Source organism: Pseudoalteromonas rubra (genome assembly GCF_004212645.1).
GTDB classification, from domain to species: Bacteria; Pseudomonadota; Gammaproteobacteria; order Enterobacterales; family Alteromonadaceae; genus Pseudoalteromonas; species Pseudoalteromonas rubra_G.
This window is the reverse complement of record NZ_PPUZ01000005.1, coordinates 15700-34510: the sequence shown is the minus strand read 5'-3', so window position 1 is coordinate 34510 and position 18811 is coordinate 15700. Positions and strand designations below refer to the sequence as shown.

Sequence of the window (18811 nt, the reverse complement as noted above, 5' to 3'; positions counted from 1 at the left end):
GAACTGTCTAATTTGCGAATGGAAAACACCACACAAAGTGCTTATGTGGTGTTTTTAAGTCGGCTCTGGTGGCATGCGGGGAACAGATGTTCAAAACGCCACCAAAGTGCAGCACTTACGCTGCTTTTTCAATGCCACTGTGGCGCAGCAATGCGTCTACGCTTGGCTCGCGACCACGGAAGCGGGTAAACAGAGCCATCGGCTCTTCTGAACCGCCCTTCTCCAGGATATGCTGCATAAAGTCAGCCCCCGTCTGGCGGTTGAAAATTCCCTCTTCTTCAAACCGCGAGAAGGCATCCGCAGACAATACTTCGGCCCACTTATACGAGTAGTAACCCGCGCTGTAGCCACCGGCAAAAATATGGCTAAAGCTGTGCTGGAAGCGATTGAACTCAGGCGCTTTGATCACGGCGGTTTTTTCTCGTACGGCATTCAGCGTTTGCTGGATCTGGCACGGTTTGGCCGGATCGTAATCGGCATGAATATGGAAATCAAACAAGGAAAACTCCAGCTGACGCAGCATTTGCATAGCCGACTGGAAGTTTTTCGCCGCCAGCAGTTTGTCGAGCAACTCTTTTGGTAATGGCTCACCCGTTTCGTAATGACCAGAAATAAAGGCCAGTGCTTCTTCTTCGTAGCACCAGTTCTCCAGGAACTGACTGGGCAGCTCCACGGCATCCCAGGCAACCCCATTGATACCCGCAACCGGTGCGGCATCAACCTGAGTCAGCATATGGTGAATACCATGACCAAACTCATGGAATAAGGTAGTGACTTCGTTATGGGTAAACAGCGCAGGTTTATCGCCTACCGCTTTATTAAAGTTACACACCAGGTATGCTACCGGCGTTTGTAGCTCGCCACTGGCACGCACTTTGCGGCCCATGCAGTCATCCATCCAGGCGCCGCCACGTTTGTGCTCGCGGGCATACAGGTCGAGATAGAAGTGACCACGCAAGGTACCCTGCGCATCATGAATAGCAAAGAAACGCACATCCGGATGATAACTATCGAAGTCTTTAATTTCGGTGACTTTGATGCCAAACAGGCGATGTACGGTTTCAAATAACCCTTTCAGCACGGTATCGGCCGGGAAATAAGGACGCAGTTGCTCATCGGAGATGGCGTACTTCGCCTGCTTAAGCTTTTCGCCATAGTAGCCGTAATCCCACGCGGCCAGCTCAGTCGCGCCAAACTCTTTTTCTGCAAATGCTTTGAGTTCAGCCAACTCTTTTTCGGCCTGTGGCTTAGCATGTAAGGCCAGGTCGTTTAAGAAAGTAAAGACCTGCTCCGGCGACTGCGCCATTTTGGTCGCCAGCGATTTATCTGCGTAGCTGTCAAAGCCCAGCAACTGTGCCAGTTCGTGACGCAGTGCCAGCTCCTCGCTCATCAGTGCTGAGTTATCAAATTCGTTGGCATTGGGCCCCTGATCTGATGCGCGCGTTACAAAGGCGCGATACATTTCTTCGCGCAATTCTCGGTTATCCGCATAGGTCATCACCGGCAGATAAGACGGAATGTCTAAAGTAAACACCCAGCCTTCTAATTCCTTACTTTGCGCCGTATGCGCTGCCAGCGCCAGTGCAGACTCTGGTAACCCGGATAACTGAGCTTCGTCGGTGACATGCTTTGTCCAGGCCTGGGTCGCATCCATCACATTATTGCCAAATTTGGCGGCCAGCTCCGACAAACGCGCGCTGATCTCGCCATAACGCTTCTGCTGCTCTGGTGCCAGTGCAATGCCCGACAACTGGAAGTCTCGCAGTGCATTATTAATGGTTTTTTGCTGCGCCGTGCTAAGCGTCGCGAAGGAGTCAGACTCTTTCAGCGACTTATAGGCCTCGTACAGACCCTGATGCTGACCAACATAAGTACTATATTCAGAGATCAAAGGCAGGCAGGCATCATAGGCCTGGCGCAGTGCGTCGCTATTGACGACCGAATGCATATGCGACACGGGCGACCACATGCGAGACAGCTTGTCATCGGCTTCTTCAAGCGGCAGGACCAGGTTTTCCCAGCTGTATGAATCGTTTTTTAATACTTCATCTATGGTGTTACGGCATTGCTCGATGGCCTGCTTCAGTGCCTCTACAACGTGTTCTGGTTTGATTTTTGAAAACGGTGGCAAGCCTTCCATGCCAATTAACGGGTTAGTCATAACGCCTCTCTCTTGATCTTTGCTTATCTCGTGTATCTGGGGTGTTTTCCAACAAAAAACAAGGCCTCCCAGCCAATCCTGATAAATTAAATAGGGTCGCTGTATGGCAACACACGCGCTGTTCACTCGCAGCCTCACTCGTTAATCGAAAAAAGCGATGACCATCATCGGAAAAATTCATCCCGCCAGACTTTGCCCCGGCAGATATAGTGTTAAGCTAGGGCCATTTATCAGCATTTATAGAGATTAAAGCATGGCACAACATTTTGATTATATCGCCATTGGTGGCGGCAGCGGCGGTATTGCCTCGGCTAACCGGGCGGCAATGCGTGGCGCTAAAGTCGCGCTTATTGAGGCCAAACACATGGGCGGCACCTGCGTAAACGTGGGCTGCGTGCCTAAAAAGGTAATGTGGCACGGCGCACAAGTTGCCGAAGCCATTAAGCTTTACGCACCGGATTATGGCTTTGATGTAGAGGTGAAAGACTTCGACTGGGGCAAACTGGTTGAAAGCCGCGAAGCCTACATTGGCCGTATTCACCAGGGCTACAACAAGTACCTGGCCAGCAATGGCGTGACCGTGATCAACGGCTTTGCCAAATTTGTTGATAACAACACGGTAGAAGTCAACGGCGAGCACTACACCGCCGACCATATCTGTATTGCCGTGGGTGGTCGTCCGTCTATTCCGAATATTCCGGGCGCTGAGCTGGGTATTGACTCGAATGACTTCTTTGAGCTCAAGGCGCAGCCAAAAAGCGTGGCTGTGATTGGTGCGGGCTACATAGCCGTTGAGCTGGCGGGCGTACTACATAGCCTGGGCACAGAAACGCACCTGTTTGTGCGTAAACATGCGCCGCTGCGTAACTTTGACCCTATCCTGGTCGACACCCTGACCGAAGTCATGGACAAAGAAGGGCCAACACTACACACTCACAGCGTACCTAAATCACTGAGCAAAAATGACGACGGCAGCGTCACTTTGCACCTCGAAAACGGCGAATCACACACGGTTGAGCAAGTGATCTGGGCGATTGGTCGTGAGCCAGTGACTGATAAAATCAACCTGGCTGCCACCGATGTGGCCATTACAGACGGCGGCTACGTCAAAGTAGACGAATATCAGAACACCTCGGTATCTGGCATTTACGCTTTGGGCGACATTATGGACGGCGGCATTGAGCTGACACCAGTGGCAGTTAAAGCCGGTCGAATGCTGGCAGAGCGCCTGTTTAACCCGGATATGCCCAACGCCAAAATGGACTACAACCTGGTCCCAACCGTGGTCTTCAGCCACCCGCCGATCGGCACCATCGGCCTGACCGAACCAGAAGCCATCAAGCAGTACGGCGAAGACAACATCAAAGTCTACACGTCCTCCTTTGCGGCCATGTACACCGCAGTAACCCAGCACCGCCAGCCCTGTAAGATGAAGCTGGTTTGCGCCGGTGAGGACGAAAAAATCGTTGGCCTGCACGGCATCGGCTTTGCGGTTGATGAAATGATCCAGGGCTTTGGCGTGGCCATGAAGATGGGCGCCACCAAAGCCGACTTCGATTCCGTTGTGGCTATACACCCGACGGGTTCTGAGGAATTTGTGACGATGAGGTAATGCTCCTCGTAATCAAACGGCTTACATGGTCGTTAACCTAAGCACCGTTCGGCTCCCGAGTCGCCCTTGAATACCCTAAACATAGCTTAGGGTATTCAGTGCTTTTCTTAAAATGTAAAACGAACCGTCACTGAGTGATGGCCACTTTCCTTCACTTTAACCAGCACTTTGGCACCATCGGGAATCACAACGTCAGCAGTCATTTTGTTATCACCCGCAGCCGTTAACGCCGCACCTGCTTTTTTACCATTGGCAAGTACAGTGATATCGCCTGTTACTTTAGCCGTTGGATAAGGTTTACCATGGTCACGAAGATACAGGCTTGCACCGGTTTCTTCGCGTACCAGCTCAAATACCATTTCATGTTCAACCTTTACCACACCACCGTGAACCGGTTTGGTGTCACCGTGTGCATGTGAAAATGGTGCAAAAAACAGTGCGCTCAATGCAATTAATGCGAGTGTTATCAATGTGTTTTTCATATTTTTTTCTCTCTATGTGTTGATATTAAAAATGTACCCCGATGCTCCTTCGCAAAGGGGCATTGGTTTATTAAATTAGATCTTTTGAGTTACTATTGAGCCATTGCTCCGTTGGTCTTTTGCCAAATTTCCAGTAAAGCAATGGCGTCAATAAGGTATCCAGCAGAGTCGAGCTCATCAGGCCGGAAAAAATAACAATGGCTACTGGATGCAGTATTTCCTTACCCGGCTGATCTGCTGCCCACAGTAACGGAATAAGTGCAAACGCCGTTACCATTGACGTCATCAAGACCGGAGACAACCGTTCTTTTGCGCCTCGTATTATCAGGGCTTTATCAAATGACTCCCCCTCAAAACGGATTAGATTTAAGTAATGGCTTATTTTTAGAATGCCATTGCGTGCTGCAATTCCAGTAAGCGTGATAAAACCAACTACAGACGCCACCGATAGTGAGGTTTTGGTTAACCACATTGCAACCACCGCACCAATCAAGGCCATCGGCAAACTACACATGATGATGACTGCAAATACCATTGACTGATAACGTAAGTAGAGCACCAGAAAGATTAATGCGAATGACAAAACGCTAAGCACAATCAGTAAACGCATGGCTTGTTCCTGTGCTAAGAATTGCCCCTCCAGGCTGACAAAACTATCATCGGGTAATTGATGTTCCGCCACTATCTCTCGAATAGAACTTAGCAGCTGTTTTACATCAACATTTTCACTATTGGCGTAAAGCACTAAGCGACGGCGACCATTTTCCCTGAGCACCTGATTAGGCCCGTCCTGTAATTGAATATCTGCTATATACGAGACCGGAATGGCCCCCGCCGGAGAATCAATCAAAGTATTGGCGATGGCACTGGGAGTACGCTCTGTATCCTCCAACCTGAGCACCAGCTCGAAGCGCTTCACCCCATCAATGACATCCGTAACACTGGTGCCTTCAGTAAGCATATTTAACTGACGCAGTGCAGAGCCCGGTGTGAGGCCATATTTGGCCAGATCGTCATATTTTAAACGTACATTCAACTGCGGAATAAGTACTTGTTTTTCAATATTTACATCAACCAGGCCAGGCACACTTTCGAGTTTCTTACGCAGTCGCTCAGCGCTGATCCGCAAACCTTCTAAATCATCACCAAAGAGTTTTATGGCAAGTTGAGCCCGAACACCTGACAGCAAGTGATCAAGTCGATGTGAGATCGGCTGGCCAATGGCAACCTGTCCTGGCAATACAGATAGCTTGTCACGAATTTCAGCTAGGACTTCTTCGCGGCTGCGCGCTGAGGGCACTAAATCAACATCCACTTCAGACGAGTGAACCCCTTCGGCATGTTCATCTAACTCAGCGCGACCCGTTCGCCTGCCGACCTGCGTGACTTCCGGCACAGATAACAGCAGAGACTCCGCTAAATGCCCCATTTTGTTCGACTCGCTCAGCGAGGTGCCTGGCTCAAAAATAATGCCGAGCACCAGAGAGCCTTCGTTAAAGGCAGGTAAAAACGCGCGGGGAAATTGCGTGATACTGGCCGCTGAAATCACCGCGATAAGGCCCGTCACTGCTATCAGTTGCTTTGATTTAGGCAATGCCCAGTCAATCCAAAGACTTTGTAAATGCTTCAGTTTAATAACCAGCCAGCTGTCACCCTGATGGATCACTTTGGCATTGGGCAGCAAGTAGTAACACAGCACCGGTGTGACGGTCATCGACACTAATAACGAGCCGAGGATCGCCACGATATAGGCCAGGCCAAGCGGTGAAAACAACCGTCCCTCAATACCGGGTAACGCAAATAAAGGTAAAAACACTAGAATCACAATGGCGGTTGCGTAGACAATGCCCGAACGCACCTCAACACTGGCTTGCCAGACCACCTCAAACACTGACTTTGGCGAGTGCAATTGTGCATTTTGTTTTAAACGGCGCAAAATGTTCTCTACATCCACCACGGAGTCATCCACGAGTTCCCCAATCGCAATCGCAAGGCCCCCCAGCGTCATCACGTTAATACTTTGCCCTAGCCACTGGAAAATCAATACAGTGACAGCCAAGGAAAGCGGAATGGCAAACAGTGAAATAATGGTTGTTTTAATTGAGAGCAGGAACAAAAACAGCACAATTGTGACCATGATTGCGCCATCCCGCAGGGCTTCTGTAACATTATCAATTGACGATTTGATAAAATCGGCCTGACGAAACAGCACCTGCGGCTGCGCGATACCTTTTGGTAAACCCGTTTTTAACTCAGCCAGCGCCGCTTCAATTTGCGTTGTTAACTGAACCGTATCGGCATTGGGTTGTTTTTGCACATTGATCACCACCGCGGGCTTACCATTAAAGCCACCATCACCGCGCTTTTCAGCTGCGGCATAACTCACCGATGCGACTTCGGAAAGCAACACCGGACGCCCCTCGTGCCAGCCAACCGCAAGGCTTTTAAGATGGTTAACATCTAAGGTACGCCCCTGATGGCGAATTAGGTACTCTTGATTGTTCAAATCCACAAAGCCACCACCAAAATTAGCGGCAAAATCACTGACAGAGGCCTGAAGCGATTCTAAATTCACTTTATGTTGACGCATACGCACCGTATCGGGCGACACGCGCAGCTGACGGACTTCACCACCAATCGGGATCACCTGCGAAACACCAGGGATAGCCAGTAAACGTGGTCGTAAAACAAAATCGGCATATTCTCTGGCAGCCATTGCATCGGTATCGCCCTGCTCATCAACAGGCAAGGCTATTAACATGACTTCACCCATAATGGATGATACAGGTCCCATCACCGAGGTTATGCCCGCAGGCAATTGCTCTGAGGCCAAATCCAGCCGCTCCGAGACCAGCTGGCGATTGCGGTAAATATCCGTATCCCACTCAAATTCAATGTAAACAATGGATAAGCCAATGCCTGATGTTGAGCGGATCCGCGTGACACCAGTCACACCATTGAGCAAATTCTCAAGTGGAAACGTCACCAGTTGCTCGACTTCTTCAGGTGCCATACCGCCTGCTTCAGTCAGTACGGTGACCACGGGCTTGTTCAGGTTTGGAAAGACATCAACCGGCAGTTTTTGCCCTTGTAAAACGCCGTAAGCCATCATGACAAAGGCCAGCAAGAGCACAACCAAACGGTTTTTAAGGCTGCTTTTGACTAATAAATTAAACATCTTACCGCCTATCTCACCTGGTTGAGTAGTGATGCACCGTCAACCACAACGCGGTTATCTGCGCCTAAGCCTTCGGTGACTAACACAAGTCCAGGCTCAAGGTGTTGATAACGAATAAGCTGTGGCAAAAAGCGCTCTGCCGAGAGCTTAATCCAGACTTGTGGCAAATTATTTTGACTCAGTACAACCGCATCAGCTGGGATCACAATGCCTTTGAGCTTTTCATCAATCGGCGCCTGTATGCTAATACTCTGATTAATAAACAAGTTAGTATTATCCTGGCCCTGTGACAGCTCAAAGTTGAGGTGCACTAAGCCGTTGACCAGCTCAGGTGAAAAACCAAGGTAATTGAGTGAAATATCAGGCTGCTCGACAACTTTCGCAGATGTTAGCTGCTGAGTTAACGCAAAATCACGGGTGCTGGCTTCAACTAAAAACTGCTCAGGGGCAATGATCTCAAATAACGCTTCACCTGCTTCAACCCACTGACCTCTGGAGACTGTGTGGTTAATGAGTACACCTGAGATAGGTGCAATCAACACCTCCGGTTTCTCTAGCCCTTTTTGCAGTGCTTCAGATTGTTGTTTTAAGCTTAAAAGCTCTGTCTCCAACTGCTCTAATGCTTGCCTTGAGGCTAAGTCGCCCAGCTTTCTTAAACGTGCAACATCGCGATTGGTTTGTTCAATGCGGTTACGAATGGCGATTAACTCGCTGGTTTGGCTGGCGAGTTCGTATGCGGTGTCCTGGTAACGGATAAGCCCCAGCACATCCCCAGCTTGCACCTTAGCACCAGTTGGGTGGATACCCGTTTGCGGCGCGTCCAATCGGCCGTCACTGCTGGATTGAATTTTTGCGTACCCGTCAGGGTGAGGTTTAACAATGGCATCCAGGCGAACCTGTTTTTTCACTTCAGACTCACGCACAAACTGAGTGCGCACTTTCAGTAATGCCTGATGCTTCATCGGCATAATGACGGAGCCGTCAGCCTGTTTACCTAATGCACCTTCCACCTTCGTTGGTTTCAGTTCAAGGTGCTCGCCATTTGGCCCATGGGCCCCGGGAGAAGCCAACACGCTGAGCGAACATAAGCTTAATGAAAACAATATTGCATGCTTAAACGTCATTATTTACGCTCCTTTGAGATACGGCCCAGACACAATCCGGCTACGAACACACCAATACACAATGCAATCATCAGCCATGGGAAGTCATGATGATGCTCATCGTGCTCAGAATCTGCGTGAGCGTCGGCACCTTCAACTGCCTGATGGTTTTCTAAATTCGCAACTAATAAGTCACCACTGTGTTCAGTCAAAATGGTCAAAACAATTTCATGTAACCCAGGTTGTTTTAACTGAGAAAGCATTGCAGGCTGTGTAACTACATAAGCTTGTAATTGCTCAGAAAATTCGGCACTTGCACTTAAATTGCCAAGCTCCAGATCCACTGATGCATGCGCAACTGGGGTGTTGGTTTTAAAGTCATGAAGGTAAATAACGAGTTCATTTTCAAACAGCTCACCGGCTAACTCAAACGTTTCGGTAAAGCTTTCAAACTTGGGATTTGTGGAACTCGCAACTTTCGCTCGCGTATCCAGGTGTTCACCATTCGGACCATGCGCCCCGGGTGATGCCATCGCGTTGGAAACCACAAATAACGATGCGATCAGCGCAGCGTAAATAACGTTCGCATTCAGCTGCACCATACGCAGCATATTCAATGTAAAAGACATAGTTAATCCAAAAAAAACAAAACACTTGCCAGCTGACACAAGTCACTGACAACGAAAAGTTAAGTTGGACTAAGCTCTGGGGGGAGGTGTGGTATGTTTTATAAAAGGAGGCGACCAATCTGCACTAATTGATGCAATCGGGCCTGTCGGTTTTACTTCAGATTTTGAGTAGGGTGAAACTTCAACGATACCCGTGGTACAACAATCAAGATCTTGGTTGATGTGCTGCACAGCTTCTTTTGAAAACGAGAGGTTGAACTCACCCTCATCATCATGGTCGTGGCTGTGTGGCTGACCAATTTCGTGCAACAAAGCATGCACATCGCCCTGAGACTTATGCTCTCCTTCATAAGCTACGCTTCCGAATACCTGGGTACTCAGAATGCAAAGCATGATCAGAATGAGCGTCAATTTATGCATTAGGCGACTAAAGATTAACAGTTTGACGAAATCCTACCACCGAAATAAATCGAGCTCAATTTTTAATTTTCTAAAATTCAACCGCCAACTGTCCAAGGCTGTCTTTTGTATTGAGGGCTTTGGCGTGGCTATGAAGAGGGGCGCCACCAAAGCCGACTTTGACTCGGTTGTGGCTATCCACCCGACGGGGTCTGAGGAATTTGTGACAATGAGGTAATGCTCATCGTGAGCAGAAGTAAAAAGCGCGAATTTGTAAAAATCGCGCTTTTATTGTGTTTACTAATTTAACCTGTCTGATATTGAATATTTCTTAACTGTCAGATTATTCAAGACAACCTTCGTCAAATAAAGCAGAAAAAAGGAAGTGCAATACCAAAAGTCATCACAATCACCAACTGCCAGAGCAAAATAGGGATGAAAACATCAGAAAACTTTAAATTAAGATTGAATTTATACATAAATTACTGCCATTGAAAACTAATACCTACACAATACCACCCTGAATTACCGACCACTCTGGTACATGTATGCCCATGTTTATGACATTGAAAGCCTCTTAGCTAGTAAATAATTTGTCTGTCTAGCTCAAATTAAGCTGCTCTACCTCAACAGAAACCGAAGTAACGGTATGTGCAGTGGGCGCTTCAATTTCTACCGAGTCATCAGAAAATAAAACAACGTTTTGTCCTGAACCATAAGAACTATTGAAGACAATTCCATCATATGACTGAGTTCCTTGGTATGAGCCAATGGTTCTAAGGTACTCGCAGATAAACTGCGTTGGAATGTAGTCCAATTGTGATTTTTCCGGAAGTACTGGTTTTGATAGCTCTTCGGAAAACTGCTGTAAGAGGTTTAAACACTTCAATGTCAGTTCAATTTCTTCTTCTTCAAATTTCAAGAGGGCGACTTTTTGCTTTGGTGCAGTCAAATCTACTAGCGTCAAATCCCTCGCAGCTATAACTTCCGATACGTAAATTGTTGCACCGTTGCTTGGTCTTACTTCTTGGCAACAAGTATCAAAATCTTCCGCAACATAAAGGTATGGTATCCCAACGGGGTTAGCTCTTCCTGCCGAAGCTATTGCGGCTGGAGGACTTCCCATTTCATGAGCTCTCAAGGCTTTGTCAGAAACTCTTGCTCGGTGAAATATAAAACCGCTGTCTCGTGGACGACTCAAAGCGTCAATCGTTCGGAGAAAAACAGCAGCTTCTGTTGTTATTGTGTCTTCATTATTACTCTCATTGATAAAGATCTTTCCGAAAAGAGAGTTGTTCGGGAAAAAGCGATTTTCTTTAATCAAGTGATTTTTAAAAGCATTCCACGCATCTTGATACTCAACTATCCCAGCATTAAAAGAGAACTTTTTTTCGTTGAATTCTTCTCCCATTATCTGCGAAATTAAGTCATTAGGACGCCGAACAGTTTCTGATACAATCTTCAATTCATCAACATAGACATTTTGAATCTCTTCTCCGTCTATATCTTCAACTATGCAGCCAAGCACTAACTCAAACAGACCAGTCAACTTTTCAGGAGCAATACACAGAAACTCATCTGAATCGCAAAAAGAGCAACGAGAAATATCACCTTCCCTCTGAATTAGTTCGATTATGGCTCTATCTGTAAAACAATTTAAGCAACATTGAGCCATTTATCTTCCCTGTAAATAGTTACATACAGTTTCGATGTGGTGCTCCATCGAGAGTTTTTTAACCAGCCCTAAACCAGGAAAATGTCCGCTCCTATATAACTTTCTGAACTCATCTATTGCAGCTGATTGATAATAAATACTTGGTTCTTCATCTGCTTCAATGATAAATTTAGCTAATGCTTCAGCAAACTTACCGGCAGGGTCAGTTGGTGTTCCGTCATCTGTAGATGAGTAATGGCGGATAAACATTTCATCAAACATACCTTCATTAATATACGATGCATGGATAGTTACCACATACGCCGGACCACCAGACTCGCTATATTCACTTCCTATCATTGTATAGTCACCAAAACCAACAACGTTTTTCTGAGATGAATATGTTGAATGCAGATGTGAAAATGAAGATTCTTTTAGGTAGTCCGCATTTCTTTTCTGTTTGCGAAAGAAATCGCCTAGAAGCACGACATTTTTGAGCTTATTTATCGCGTTCGGAGGGAGATCATAGTCAACCACGACCAACTCCGCACCTTGTGCGAGAGCAATTCCCTCCTGGTCAATCCCTTCCGTAATCCGTATTGCGAAAGGCTGTTGTAACCGGCCTAAACTTTCACGTGCAGAAACTGACTCTCCACCTCGTAATACCACGCAAGGTAAGTATTCAAGTTCTTCATCCTCCAACTCTTCTAGTAAAAGCTGACTATCACTGGATAATTCACCGACCGTGGGGTTCATAATAATAAGCGGGGAAAAGCCTTTTTCATTGAGGTGTTTAACTGTTCTTATTAGGGGGGATAAGTTGAGTTTGACTGGCTCGATTATCGGCCTAAGGTAATCCGTTGAAATGAACTCTGATAACTCTCTAAGAGCTATAAGCTCAAACTGCTTTCCTCTGAGATATGGGAAATACATCTACTCTCCTTACAAGCCCCAAATATACTTTTTAACGCCTCAATTTGGGGACTAGAAAACTGATAGCTAATCGCTGCATTTATTAGAGAACTAGGTAACACGTTCAATAAATCACCATCATTAAAACGCTTTTCCTTTAGAACTTCAATGAAACCTGTTGCAATTTTTTCTGGCTCTACTGTTTTGAGAGCTGACTTACAAAAGCTAACTAATTTGCTATTTGGGATAGTGGGCACTTCACCCGTATTTCGACGAGTTAGCTCTAAATACTCTTCTTTGCGCAAAGACTTGATCAACAAATCAATGTCTATGGGTTCAATACGAGGTGTTGCTGCACGCTTTTCACTAAAGTAGTTTTTCTGAGTAAGCTCCAAAACACCAACTCTTTCATCAGCCGTTTTCAATACACTATCGAGATTCTTCGCAGAACATACTACATAAACTTCATCAAACAACTTGAGATAATCATTCAATTGCTCTTCTAAGCGGTTTAACGTGTCGTATTCCGATTTAATTTCATAACAAGTAGACTTTCCATTTAAGATGACACAATCAGCCTTGCTTCTACCAACTCGAAACTCAGACAGCATCGTTGCAGTCTTCAAAGAATGACGCCCCAGTAGCCTTCTACGAGCTATCGTATTCTTGAAATAATATTCCGAACGATATTCTTGACTTAACCGCTTATAAGTATGCTCGTAGACATCACACACATTAAAATTAGTAATCTCTTGATTCAAGAAGCCTTTAGCAACTTTTTCGACATGCGAATAGTCACCGTCAGCCAACGCTGAAAGCTTGTTGCTATTAAATAATTTTGATGCCTCTCTAGCTGTGATTGTCATAACTTTCAATTAGGGCTCATAAAAGATGCGCAACTATACCTTGTACGTATAATGATAAACAATAGCTCATATGACACTCTTTATGTAACCCGTCCAACCTTGTACAACATCTAAACAGTTTGCCATATCCACTCGGGTATCTGATTAACCCTTGCTAGCAGGTCGCCCTTACGCCTTCGATAATGCCTGGCACATCCAATCAAAGTGGTAGCCAGACATTACTCATCGCTCCCAGACTCTAATGCGAAGTCTTTACTTCCCCTTCTCCGTAACCGAAACCCGATTTTCAATATGAAATGCGCTGAACTGATTCAGATCCTGCACGTAAACCGCGCCGGACTCTTTGCCATTTGCATCATGATGTGGAGTGGCTATCACGGCCTTACCGCTGGAGAGGCCGACATTCCAGCCGAACTGGTCGCCGGGTTGCGCATTTTTCGCGACCACTTTTGATGAATAACGCCAGCCATCGGGGTGCTTTTTATAGACATATAATGCGCCAGTGTCTTTGCCTTGTGCATCATGGTTCATGGCGCTGATGATGGCGGTATCGCCGCTCAGTGCCACGCCACGGCCAAAGCGGTCATCGGCTGCGCCATCCGGTGACGTAAGCTTTTGAGCCTGCGTCCAGCTTGTGCCTTTTCGCTCAAAAATATAAGCAGAGCCGGCATCTACACCCAGGTGCTCTACATCATCTCGGCGCGCGGAGATGAGGGCTGTATCGCCGGAAATGGCGACTCTGACACCAAAGATATCGGTGTCTCCACCATCGGTGGCCATCAGCTTGGCTTGCTGCTGCCATTGGTTATCTTCGAGCACATACACGTACACGGCACCGGCGTTTTCTGCGGTTTTATCATGTAAGTCAGCACCAACTACAATAGTGTTACCGTCTATCGCGACGTCAATACCAAATAAGTCGCCCGCAGCGCCATCGCTGGCGGTGATTTTGCTGTGATAGCGCCAGCTATCCCCTGTGCGATGAAAAATATAGGCCGCACCCGCGTCATTCGCTTTTGTATCGTTGCGTGGTGCGCCGATGACCAGTGTCGTGTCTGTTAATGCCAGGCTCTGGCCAAAGGCATCTCCGGGTTTGGCATCGGGCGCGGTAAAAATCTGCGTCTGTGTCCATTTATCGGCATAGCGCTCAAAGGCCACCACAGCGCCGGCATCTTCGCCTTTATCATCGCGCCTCATGCCACCAAGCATGGCGATGTGGTTGTTCAGAACCACCTTGCCACCCAGCGTATCATCAGCAAACAGAGGGGAGGCGATCAGCTTAGCCTGTTGCTGCCAGCCTTTATCACCGAGCACATACACATACCCGACACCACCATCTTTAATGCCATTTACATCGGCCTGATGTGCGCCCACCAGCACCGTATTGCCGTCAATTGCCGCGCCGTAGCCAAAAGAATCTTGCGCCCTGCCATCATTGGCCAGCAACCTGTCTTGCGCAACGCTGTGACCAGCCAGTGCCGTCAGTATGGCACAAAGGCTCAGCTTTACCGTTGTTCTTACTGTCACGTTCCTTCCTTTTATTTTTATTGAGTCCTGCATAACTTGTCTGATTTTTGATTATTTTTCAATAGTCTGTACATGGCTACTTGAGACTTTTCCAAGCGCGATATGCAGATCCATCCTCTTATACTGAGCCGCCAGCTCCATATTGCGTGCAAATTTGTCCGCTACCCTAAGGCAGGAACAACCCAAAACTATAAAATCTAAGGATTTCACAATGAATACCAAGTTAAATGCGCTCTGTCTGGCGGTTACCCTGGCGGCTTCGGGCCAGGCGATGGCGGCCTGTAGCGGGCTTGCCGGTGGTGCCTCGGCTTATCTGGACGGCGATACGCTGAAAGTTGCAGGTTCACGCCACAGCGAGCAGTTCACACTCAGTAAATCGGGCGATACCCTGACTGTGACCCGTAAAGTGGGCAGCAGCAGTAGCTGTGAAACCTTTTTTATGAGCCAGATCAGTGCGCTTGAAGCGCGCCTGGGCAATGGCGCCGACTCGTTCGATGCCAGCAGTATTTCGGTGCCGCAAACCTTGTACGGACAATATGGCAACGACACCCTGATCTCCGGCAATAAAAACGATCGCCTTTATGGTGGCCGGGGCAACGATACGCTTAAGGGCAACAGTGGTAACGACCAGTTGTTTGGTGAAGACGGCAGCGACACGCTCTATGGAGGCTGGGGTAACGACCAGCTCAAGGGCGGCAATCACCATGACAAACTGTTTGGGGATTACAACGATGACACCCTGTGGGGCGATGATGGTGGCGACTTGCTGATGGGTGGTCAGGGCTCGGATGTGCTTTACGGTGGCAACGACAATGACTACCTCGGTGGCGGCTGTCGTCTTGCCAATGCCAACAATGGTTATATTTATGAGCAAAGCAGCTGCAACAGTAACAAAGATGGCAGCGATAAACTCTACGGTGGTGCGGGACACGATGTGCTCAGCGGCGACAAGGGTAACGACACTTTGTATGGCGAGGATGGTAACGACTATCTGACCGGCAATGGTGGCCGTGAAGATCGCCTGCACGGGGGCAATGGTAACGATGCCTTGTTCGAAAATGGAGAAAGCAACCCCAATGGCCTGCGCTGGCACAAAGCCTGGGGTAACAATGGCGATGACATCCTCTTTACCAATAGCGAAAACTCTAATCAGGAAGGCGGTAAAGACAATGATGTGATCATCACTTCTTCCAGTGGCTTTGAAGCCAAAATTCACGGCGGAAAAAGTGCCGACTACATCTGGAGTGCCGACGCTGCACCTCAGGGCACCTGTGGCAAAGGCGATGACAAAGGCATGGTGTTTCTGAACAGCTGTGAAGGCACCACCTGGGTGAAAGACTATCAGGGCTTGCTGTCTAAGGTAGATAAGAGAAGCAACTTCAATAACCCCTATTATGACGCTGCCAATGCCGTAGTTGAAATGTCTGGTGAATACTCGGGCTACAACAATGGCTGGCGTAGTCTGGGTGTACGTCCAACGCCGTTATATGACATTGTATCCAGTGCCGTCTTTGGTCGCTGGCTGAGCGATCAGTCAACGCTGCCATACTCTTACTATGAGTGGCGGGTTGATTATAATGTTGGAAGCTCAGGTATTTACGGCACTTACTTTAACTGTATGGAAAACAATGTGGCCTATATGTGCCGCCACATTATTCAGCAAACTGAGACCTGCTATAACAGCAATGGTGATTCAATTAGTTGTAGTTAGTCAATTTTTTGTTTTCACAGGCAAGGACGCCAGTCAGGAACTATTGCTCAAGCATTCACGTCAGGCATAGCCATATCTGTGTAAATAAGGTACAAAGAAAGCCTGTCGAGCCAAGGACTGAGATCTTATGAACACCCATCCCGGTTATTACCTGCTCCCCGCTTTACTCAGCGGGTGCATGACCTCACCAACACACGTTGCTCAACCCGCCACCGAACGCCTGACTGAATCTTTCATTCGTACCCAAGTGGTGATGCCCGGCTATCAGTTGATCTGGCATACTTGCAGAAATCACGTATCAACAGGAAACTGGCCAACCATGACAGGCCAGAAAGACAACTCTATTTTCAGCGAGTTAACGACCACCCGAACAACAGATAAGGAATACCAGCAGTCCTTTCAGTTATCCGTTATGAATACACCAATGCAATATAGTCTTACCCATGAAGGCCCGGCATCTGAATCATACCAAGTGCTAATCCAGGCCAGCTTTGACCAAGGTGACTATACACACAGCGTAAATTTTAATTGTACAAAGGATGGCCTGACGGAAGAAGCGTTAACGCGGCTAACACAATATACGACTTCAGTTTTCAACATATATAAAAGAGTGCAGAGCGGGCAGATATTCCTGCCACAGAAGACTCAGCCGGTAACAGATTACGTGATCAGAGCAACATTGTGCACCTTGCTGACGCTGACACCTGAACAATGCCGAACTTAGCCCAAAAAGAAAGTTAATGTAATAACTTACAAACCAGGAGGTTGTTTATGACTGTACTGCTTTATCTCGCCGCTGCGCTGCTCATTTTAGTCTCACTGGCTCACTCTTATCTGGGCGAGCGCTTTATTCTCATCCGGCTGTTTAAGCGCGATAACTTGCCAGAACTGTTTGGCAGTAGCGATTTTACCATTCGCACGCTGCGCTTTGCCTGGCACCTGACTTCTATTGCCTGGCTGGGGCTTGCAGCACTGTTGATTGCACTGGCATCTCCCAAATTCACACCAACTATACTGCTACAAATCATTGCGGCGACATTCGTGTTACACAGCGCTCTTGCGTTGGTTTTATCAAGGGGAAAGCACTGGTCATGGTTATTGTTTGCTGTAGTGAGCGTACTGCTAATAGTGGCCGTGATATAGCAGGCTATTCAATCGCACAATATTGATATAATATAACAACTCCTTTTTTATACTAAGCCACTCTTTGATGCCTCTGCATAAGCGGCTGCAAAAGTTAATCAGGTGAGAAACCATGAGAAACCTGTCTGAACGGTTAGACAAATATGCCATCGGCCTGTCTGCGATGTGCGTTATTCATTGCTTATTCGTACCTTTGCTGGTTGCCCTGCTCCCGGCGTTTGGCGCCACTTTTTTGTCAGATGAAGCATTTCATCGCTGGTTGCTGGTGGGTGTACTGGCCACCAGTGGCAGCGCATTGTTCCTGGGGTGCAAAAAGCATAATCAGTGGCGCATTTTGGGCTACGGCAGCGCAGGCATTGGGGTGTTGTTCTTCGCCGCCTTTTTTGCCCATGACTTAATGGCCGAGGAAGGAGAAAAACTGCTGACGATTTTGGGTAGCGTGTTGCTGGTGATAAGCCACTATAAAAACTTTAATCTGTGTCAGGCGGGGCGTTGCCAATAACCCCCCCTGCAGGGCCGCACTTCGCAATCAATGTGCGGCTAAAAGCCAGCCAGTATAAGGTTAAACACCATTCTTACTCTGCGCTCCAGCCAACCTAAAAACGCTCATGATCAGGCATTCACCTGGCCATGTTCCAGTACACCAAAAAGACTAACACACGGTGGTTTAGTTGCTCAGTCAATAAAGTCCAGGGTAAGCAACAGGCGCGTTTCACCCGCTGCGGGTGCCGGAGAGCGATGTACCAGTGCGCCCTCTTCATTGCCTAGCCAACCGGAGCCTTTTAACAGGGCAACATCGCCGGTATTGAGTTGCTGAATGTCCGACTGACAGGTGTAAATGCCGGATTCGTCATCCTTTTTGCCTTTGCTGCCCAAACCCAGCTTGCTGCGGTCCACTTTTTCATGCGGTAACCACTGAGAGGCTACGCCGCCGAGTGTGCTCACCAGCCGACACGGGATGTGATCAACATGGAACTTAGGACACATGGCTTTATTGAGAAGAGTGAGCCTGAGCCCGGCGCGTTTGAGTTCAAACAGCGTGCAGAACATATCCACCAGCATTGCCAGGTGAGCGCTCAGTGCAGGCTTATCAACAAGCAAAGCTGATGCGCCGTGCAGCTCGTCTATCGCTTGCTCGGGCGTCAGGGCAATCGACAGCTGCAATTCGCTGGTCGAGCTCAGTAAGTCCGCCACTTCTGAGTTAAGTGCCTGAGTCAGCGTACATTGCCAGACGCTCAGGTTGATTTCTTCGCGATAGATATCCGTCAGAATATTCGGCTCAGAGGATATGGCTGCAAACCGATTGGTCGGGATTGCTGGATTGTCATTGGCGGCTAAAGCTTTAGTCATGGTCTTTCTCCTACATCTGCGCCTGATTGGTCGCTACTCACAAAAAGGTTACAGTATAACATATCGGAGAATTCCAAGCTGGAC

At 47.8% G+C, this 18811-nt stretch carries 16 protein-coding genes and 1 pseudogene; 6 read left to right on the top strand and 11 right to left on the bottom strand.

Annotated elements, in window-relative coordinates; genetic code table 11:
- Positions 1–115: 115 nt before the first annotated feature.
- Positions 116–2161 (bottom strand): oligopeptidase A, encoded by a 2046-nt coding sequence (gene prlC, locus C3B51_RS02405; protein ID WP_125716676.1) that lies wholly within the window; start codon positions 2159–2161, stop codon positions 116–118.
- A 253-nt stretch (positions 2162–2414) separates the two neighbouring features.
- Here prlC and gorA point away from each other — a divergent pair, with 253 nt between their 5' ends.
- Positions 2415–3773 (top strand): glutathione-disulfide reductase, encoded by a 1359-nt coding sequence (gorA, locus tag C3B51_RS02400; RefSeq protein WP_130244052.1) that lies wholly within the window; start codon positions 2415–2417, stop codon positions 3771–3773.
- Positions 3774–3880: 107 nt separating this feature from the next.
- Here the strand turns inward: gorA and C3B51_RS02395 are convergent, their stop codons facing one another.
- From C3B51_RS02395 to C3B51_RS02375, 5 genes are all read right to left on the bottom strand, one after another.
- Positions 3881–4255 (bottom strand): hypothetical protein, encoded by a 375-nt coding sequence (locus C3B51_RS02395; protein WP_130244051.1) that lies wholly within the window; start codon positions 4253–4255, stop codon positions 3881–3883.
- 70 nt (positions 4256–4325) lie between these two features.
- Entirely contained in the window at positions 4326–7433 is a 3108-nt protein-coding gene (locus C3B51_RS02390; RefSeq protein WP_130244050.1) for an efflux RND transporter permease subunit, read from the bottom strand.
- Between the two features lie 8 nt (positions 7434–7441).
- A complete protein-coding gene (locus C3B51_RS02385) occupies positions 7442–8557 on the bottom strand; it encodes an efflux RND transporter periplasmic adaptor subunit (protein ID WP_130244049.1) in 1116 nt (371 codons plus the stop codon).
- Entirely contained in the window at positions 8557–9165 is a 609-nt protein-coding gene (locus C3B51_RS02380; protein ID WP_130244048.1) for a hypothetical protein, read from the bottom strand. The genes C3B51_RS02385 and C3B51_RS02380 overlap by 1 nt, the downstream gene beginning before the upstream one ends.
- A 69-nt stretch (positions 9166–9234) precedes the next feature.
- Positions 9235–9585: a hypothetical protein gene (locus C3B51_RS02375; RefSeq protein WP_130244047.1), complete on the bottom strand. Its 351-nt coding sequence runs from the start codon at positions 9583–9585 to the stop codon at positions 9235–9237.
- A 109-nt stretch (positions 9586–9694) separates the two neighbouring features.
- On the opposite strand from C3B51_RS02375, the pseudogene C3B51_RS24130 reads away from it, so the two are divergent.
- Positions 9695–9802 (top strand): annotated as a pseudogene (locus C3B51_RS24130) (hypothetical protein); the annotation flags it as partial.
- Positions 9803–10165: 363 nt separating this feature from the next.
- Here the strand turns inward: C3B51_RS24130 and C3B51_RS02365 are convergent.
- The 4 genes from C3B51_RS02365 to C3B51_RS02350 all read right to left on the bottom strand — a co-directional run bounded on the left by C3B51_RS02365 (position 10166) and on the right by C3B51_RS02350 (position 14523).
- Positions 10166–11239, bottom strand: coding sequence for an RES family NAD+ phosphorylase (locus C3B51_RS02365; protein WP_130244046.1), 1074 nt, complete (start codon positions 11237–11239; stop codon positions 10166–10168).
- Positions 11240–12151, bottom strand: coding sequence for a sce7725 family protein (locus C3B51_RS02360; protein WP_130244045.1), 912 nt, complete (start codon positions 12149–12151; stop codon positions 11240–11242).
- Complete coding sequence (locus C3B51_RS02355) at positions 12109–12996, bottom strand: sce7726 family protein (RefSeq protein ID WP_130244044.1); 888 nt, start codon at positions 12994–12996, stop codon at positions 12109–12111. Before C3B51_RS02355 ends, C3B51_RS02360 begins: the two co-directional genes overlap by 43 nt.
- 252 nt (positions 12997–13248) lie before the next feature.
- On the bottom strand, positions 13249–14523 hold the full coding sequence (locus tag C3B51_RS02350; RefSeq protein WP_240701836.1) for an FG-GAP repeat protein: 1275 nt from the start codon (positions 14521–14523) through the stop codon (positions 13249–13251).
- Between the two features lie 211 nt (positions 14524–14734).
- Here C3B51_RS02350 and C3B51_RS02345 point away from each other — a divergent pair, with 211 nt between their 5' ends.
- The 4 genes from C3B51_RS02345 to C3B51_RS02330 all read left to right on the top strand — a co-directional run bounded on the left by C3B51_RS02345 (position 14735) and on the right by C3B51_RS02330 (position 17879).
- On the top strand, positions 14735–16234 hold the full coding sequence (locus tag C3B51_RS02345) for a calcium-binding protein (protein ID WP_130244042.1): 1500 nt from the start codon (positions 14735–14737) through the stop codon (positions 16232–16234).
- Positions 16235–16361: 127 nt separating this feature from the next.
- Complete coding sequence (locus C3B51_RS02340) at positions 16362–16958, top strand: hypothetical protein (protein ID WP_130244041.1); 597 nt, start codon at positions 16362–16364, stop codon at positions 16956–16958.
- A 47-nt stretch (positions 16959–17005) separates the two neighbouring features.
- Positions 17006–17377 carry a hypothetical protein gene (locus tag C3B51_RS02335; protein WP_130244040.1) on the top strand — a complete coding sequence of 124 codons (372 nt, stop codon included), beginning with the start codon at positions 17006–17008 and terminating at the stop codon, positions 17375–17377.
- A gap of 112 nt (positions 17378–17489) precedes the next feature.
- Positions 17490–17879: a MerC domain-containing protein gene (locus tag C3B51_RS02330; protein WP_130244039.1), complete on the top strand. Its 390-nt coding sequence runs from the start codon at positions 17490–17492 to the stop codon at positions 17877–17879.
- A 173-nt stretch (positions 17880–18052) separates the two neighbouring features.
- On the opposite strand, the gene C3B51_RS02325 is transcribed toward C3B51_RS02330, so the two are convergent.
- Complete coding sequence (locus C3B51_RS02325) at positions 18053–18727, bottom strand: DUF1826 domain-containing protein (protein ID WP_130244038.1); 675 nt, start codon at positions 18725–18727, stop codon at positions 18053–18055.
- Between the last annotated feature and the right edge of the window lie 84 nt (positions 18728–18811).

Coding starts and splice junctions, on each gene's coding strand:
- C3B51_RS02335 (WP_130244040.1), top strand. CDS start 17,006: ATGACTGTACTGCTTTATCTCGCCGCTGCGCTGCTCATTTTAGTCTCA.
- C3B51_RS02340 (WP_130244041.1), top strand. CDS start 16,362: ATGAACACCCATCCCGGTTATTACCTGCTCCCCGCTTTACTCAGCGGG.
- C3B51_RS02355 (WP_130244044.1), bottom strand. CDS start 12,996: ATGACAATCACAGCTAGAGAGGCATCAAAATTATTTAATAGCAACAAG.
- C3B51_RS02390 (WP_130244050.1), bottom strand. CDS start 7,433: ATGTTTAATTTATTAGTCAAAAGCAGCCTTAAAAACCGTTTGGTTGTG.
- C3B51_RS02345 (WP_130244042.1), top strand. CDS start 14,735: ATGAATACCAAGTTAAATGCGCTCTGTCTGGCGGTTACCCTGGCGGCT.
- C3B51_RS02325 (WP_130244038.1), bottom strand. CDS start 18,727: ATGACTAAAGCTTTAGCCGCCAATGACAATCCAGCAATCCCGACCAAT.
- C3B51_RS02375 (WP_130244047.1), bottom strand. CDS start 9,585: ATGCATAAATTGACGCTCATTCTGATCATGCTTTGCATTCTGAGTACC.
- C3B51_RS02395 (WP_130244051.1), bottom strand. CDS start 4,255: ATGAAAAACACATTGATAACACTCGCATTAATTGCATTGAGCGCACTG.
- prlC (WP_125716676.1), bottom strand. CDS start 2,161: ATGACTAACCCGTTAATTGGCATGGAAGGCTTGCCACCGTTTTCAAAA.
- gorA (WP_130244052.1), top strand. CDS start 2,415: ATGGCACAACATTTTGATTATATCGCCATTGGTGGCGGCAGCGGCGGT.
- C3B51_RS02385 (WP_130244049.1), bottom strand. CDS start 8,557: ATGACGTTTAAGCATGCAATATTGTTTTCATTAAGCTTATGTTCGCTC.
- C3B51_RS02365 (WP_130244046.1), bottom strand. CDS start 11,239: ATGGCTCAATGTTGCTTAAATTGTTTTACAGATAGAGCCATAATCGAA.
- C3B51_RS02360 (WP_130244045.1), bottom strand. CDS start 12,151: ATGTATTTCCCATATCTCAGAGGAAAGCAGTTTGAGCTTATAGCTCTT.
- C3B51_RS02330 (WP_130244039.1), top strand. CDS start 17,490: ATGAGAAACCTGTCTGAACGGTTAGACAAATATGCCATCGGCCTGTCT.
- C3B51_RS02380 (WP_130244048.1), bottom strand. CDS start 9,165: ATGTCTTTTACATTGAATATGCTGCGTATGGTGCAGCTGAATGCGAAC.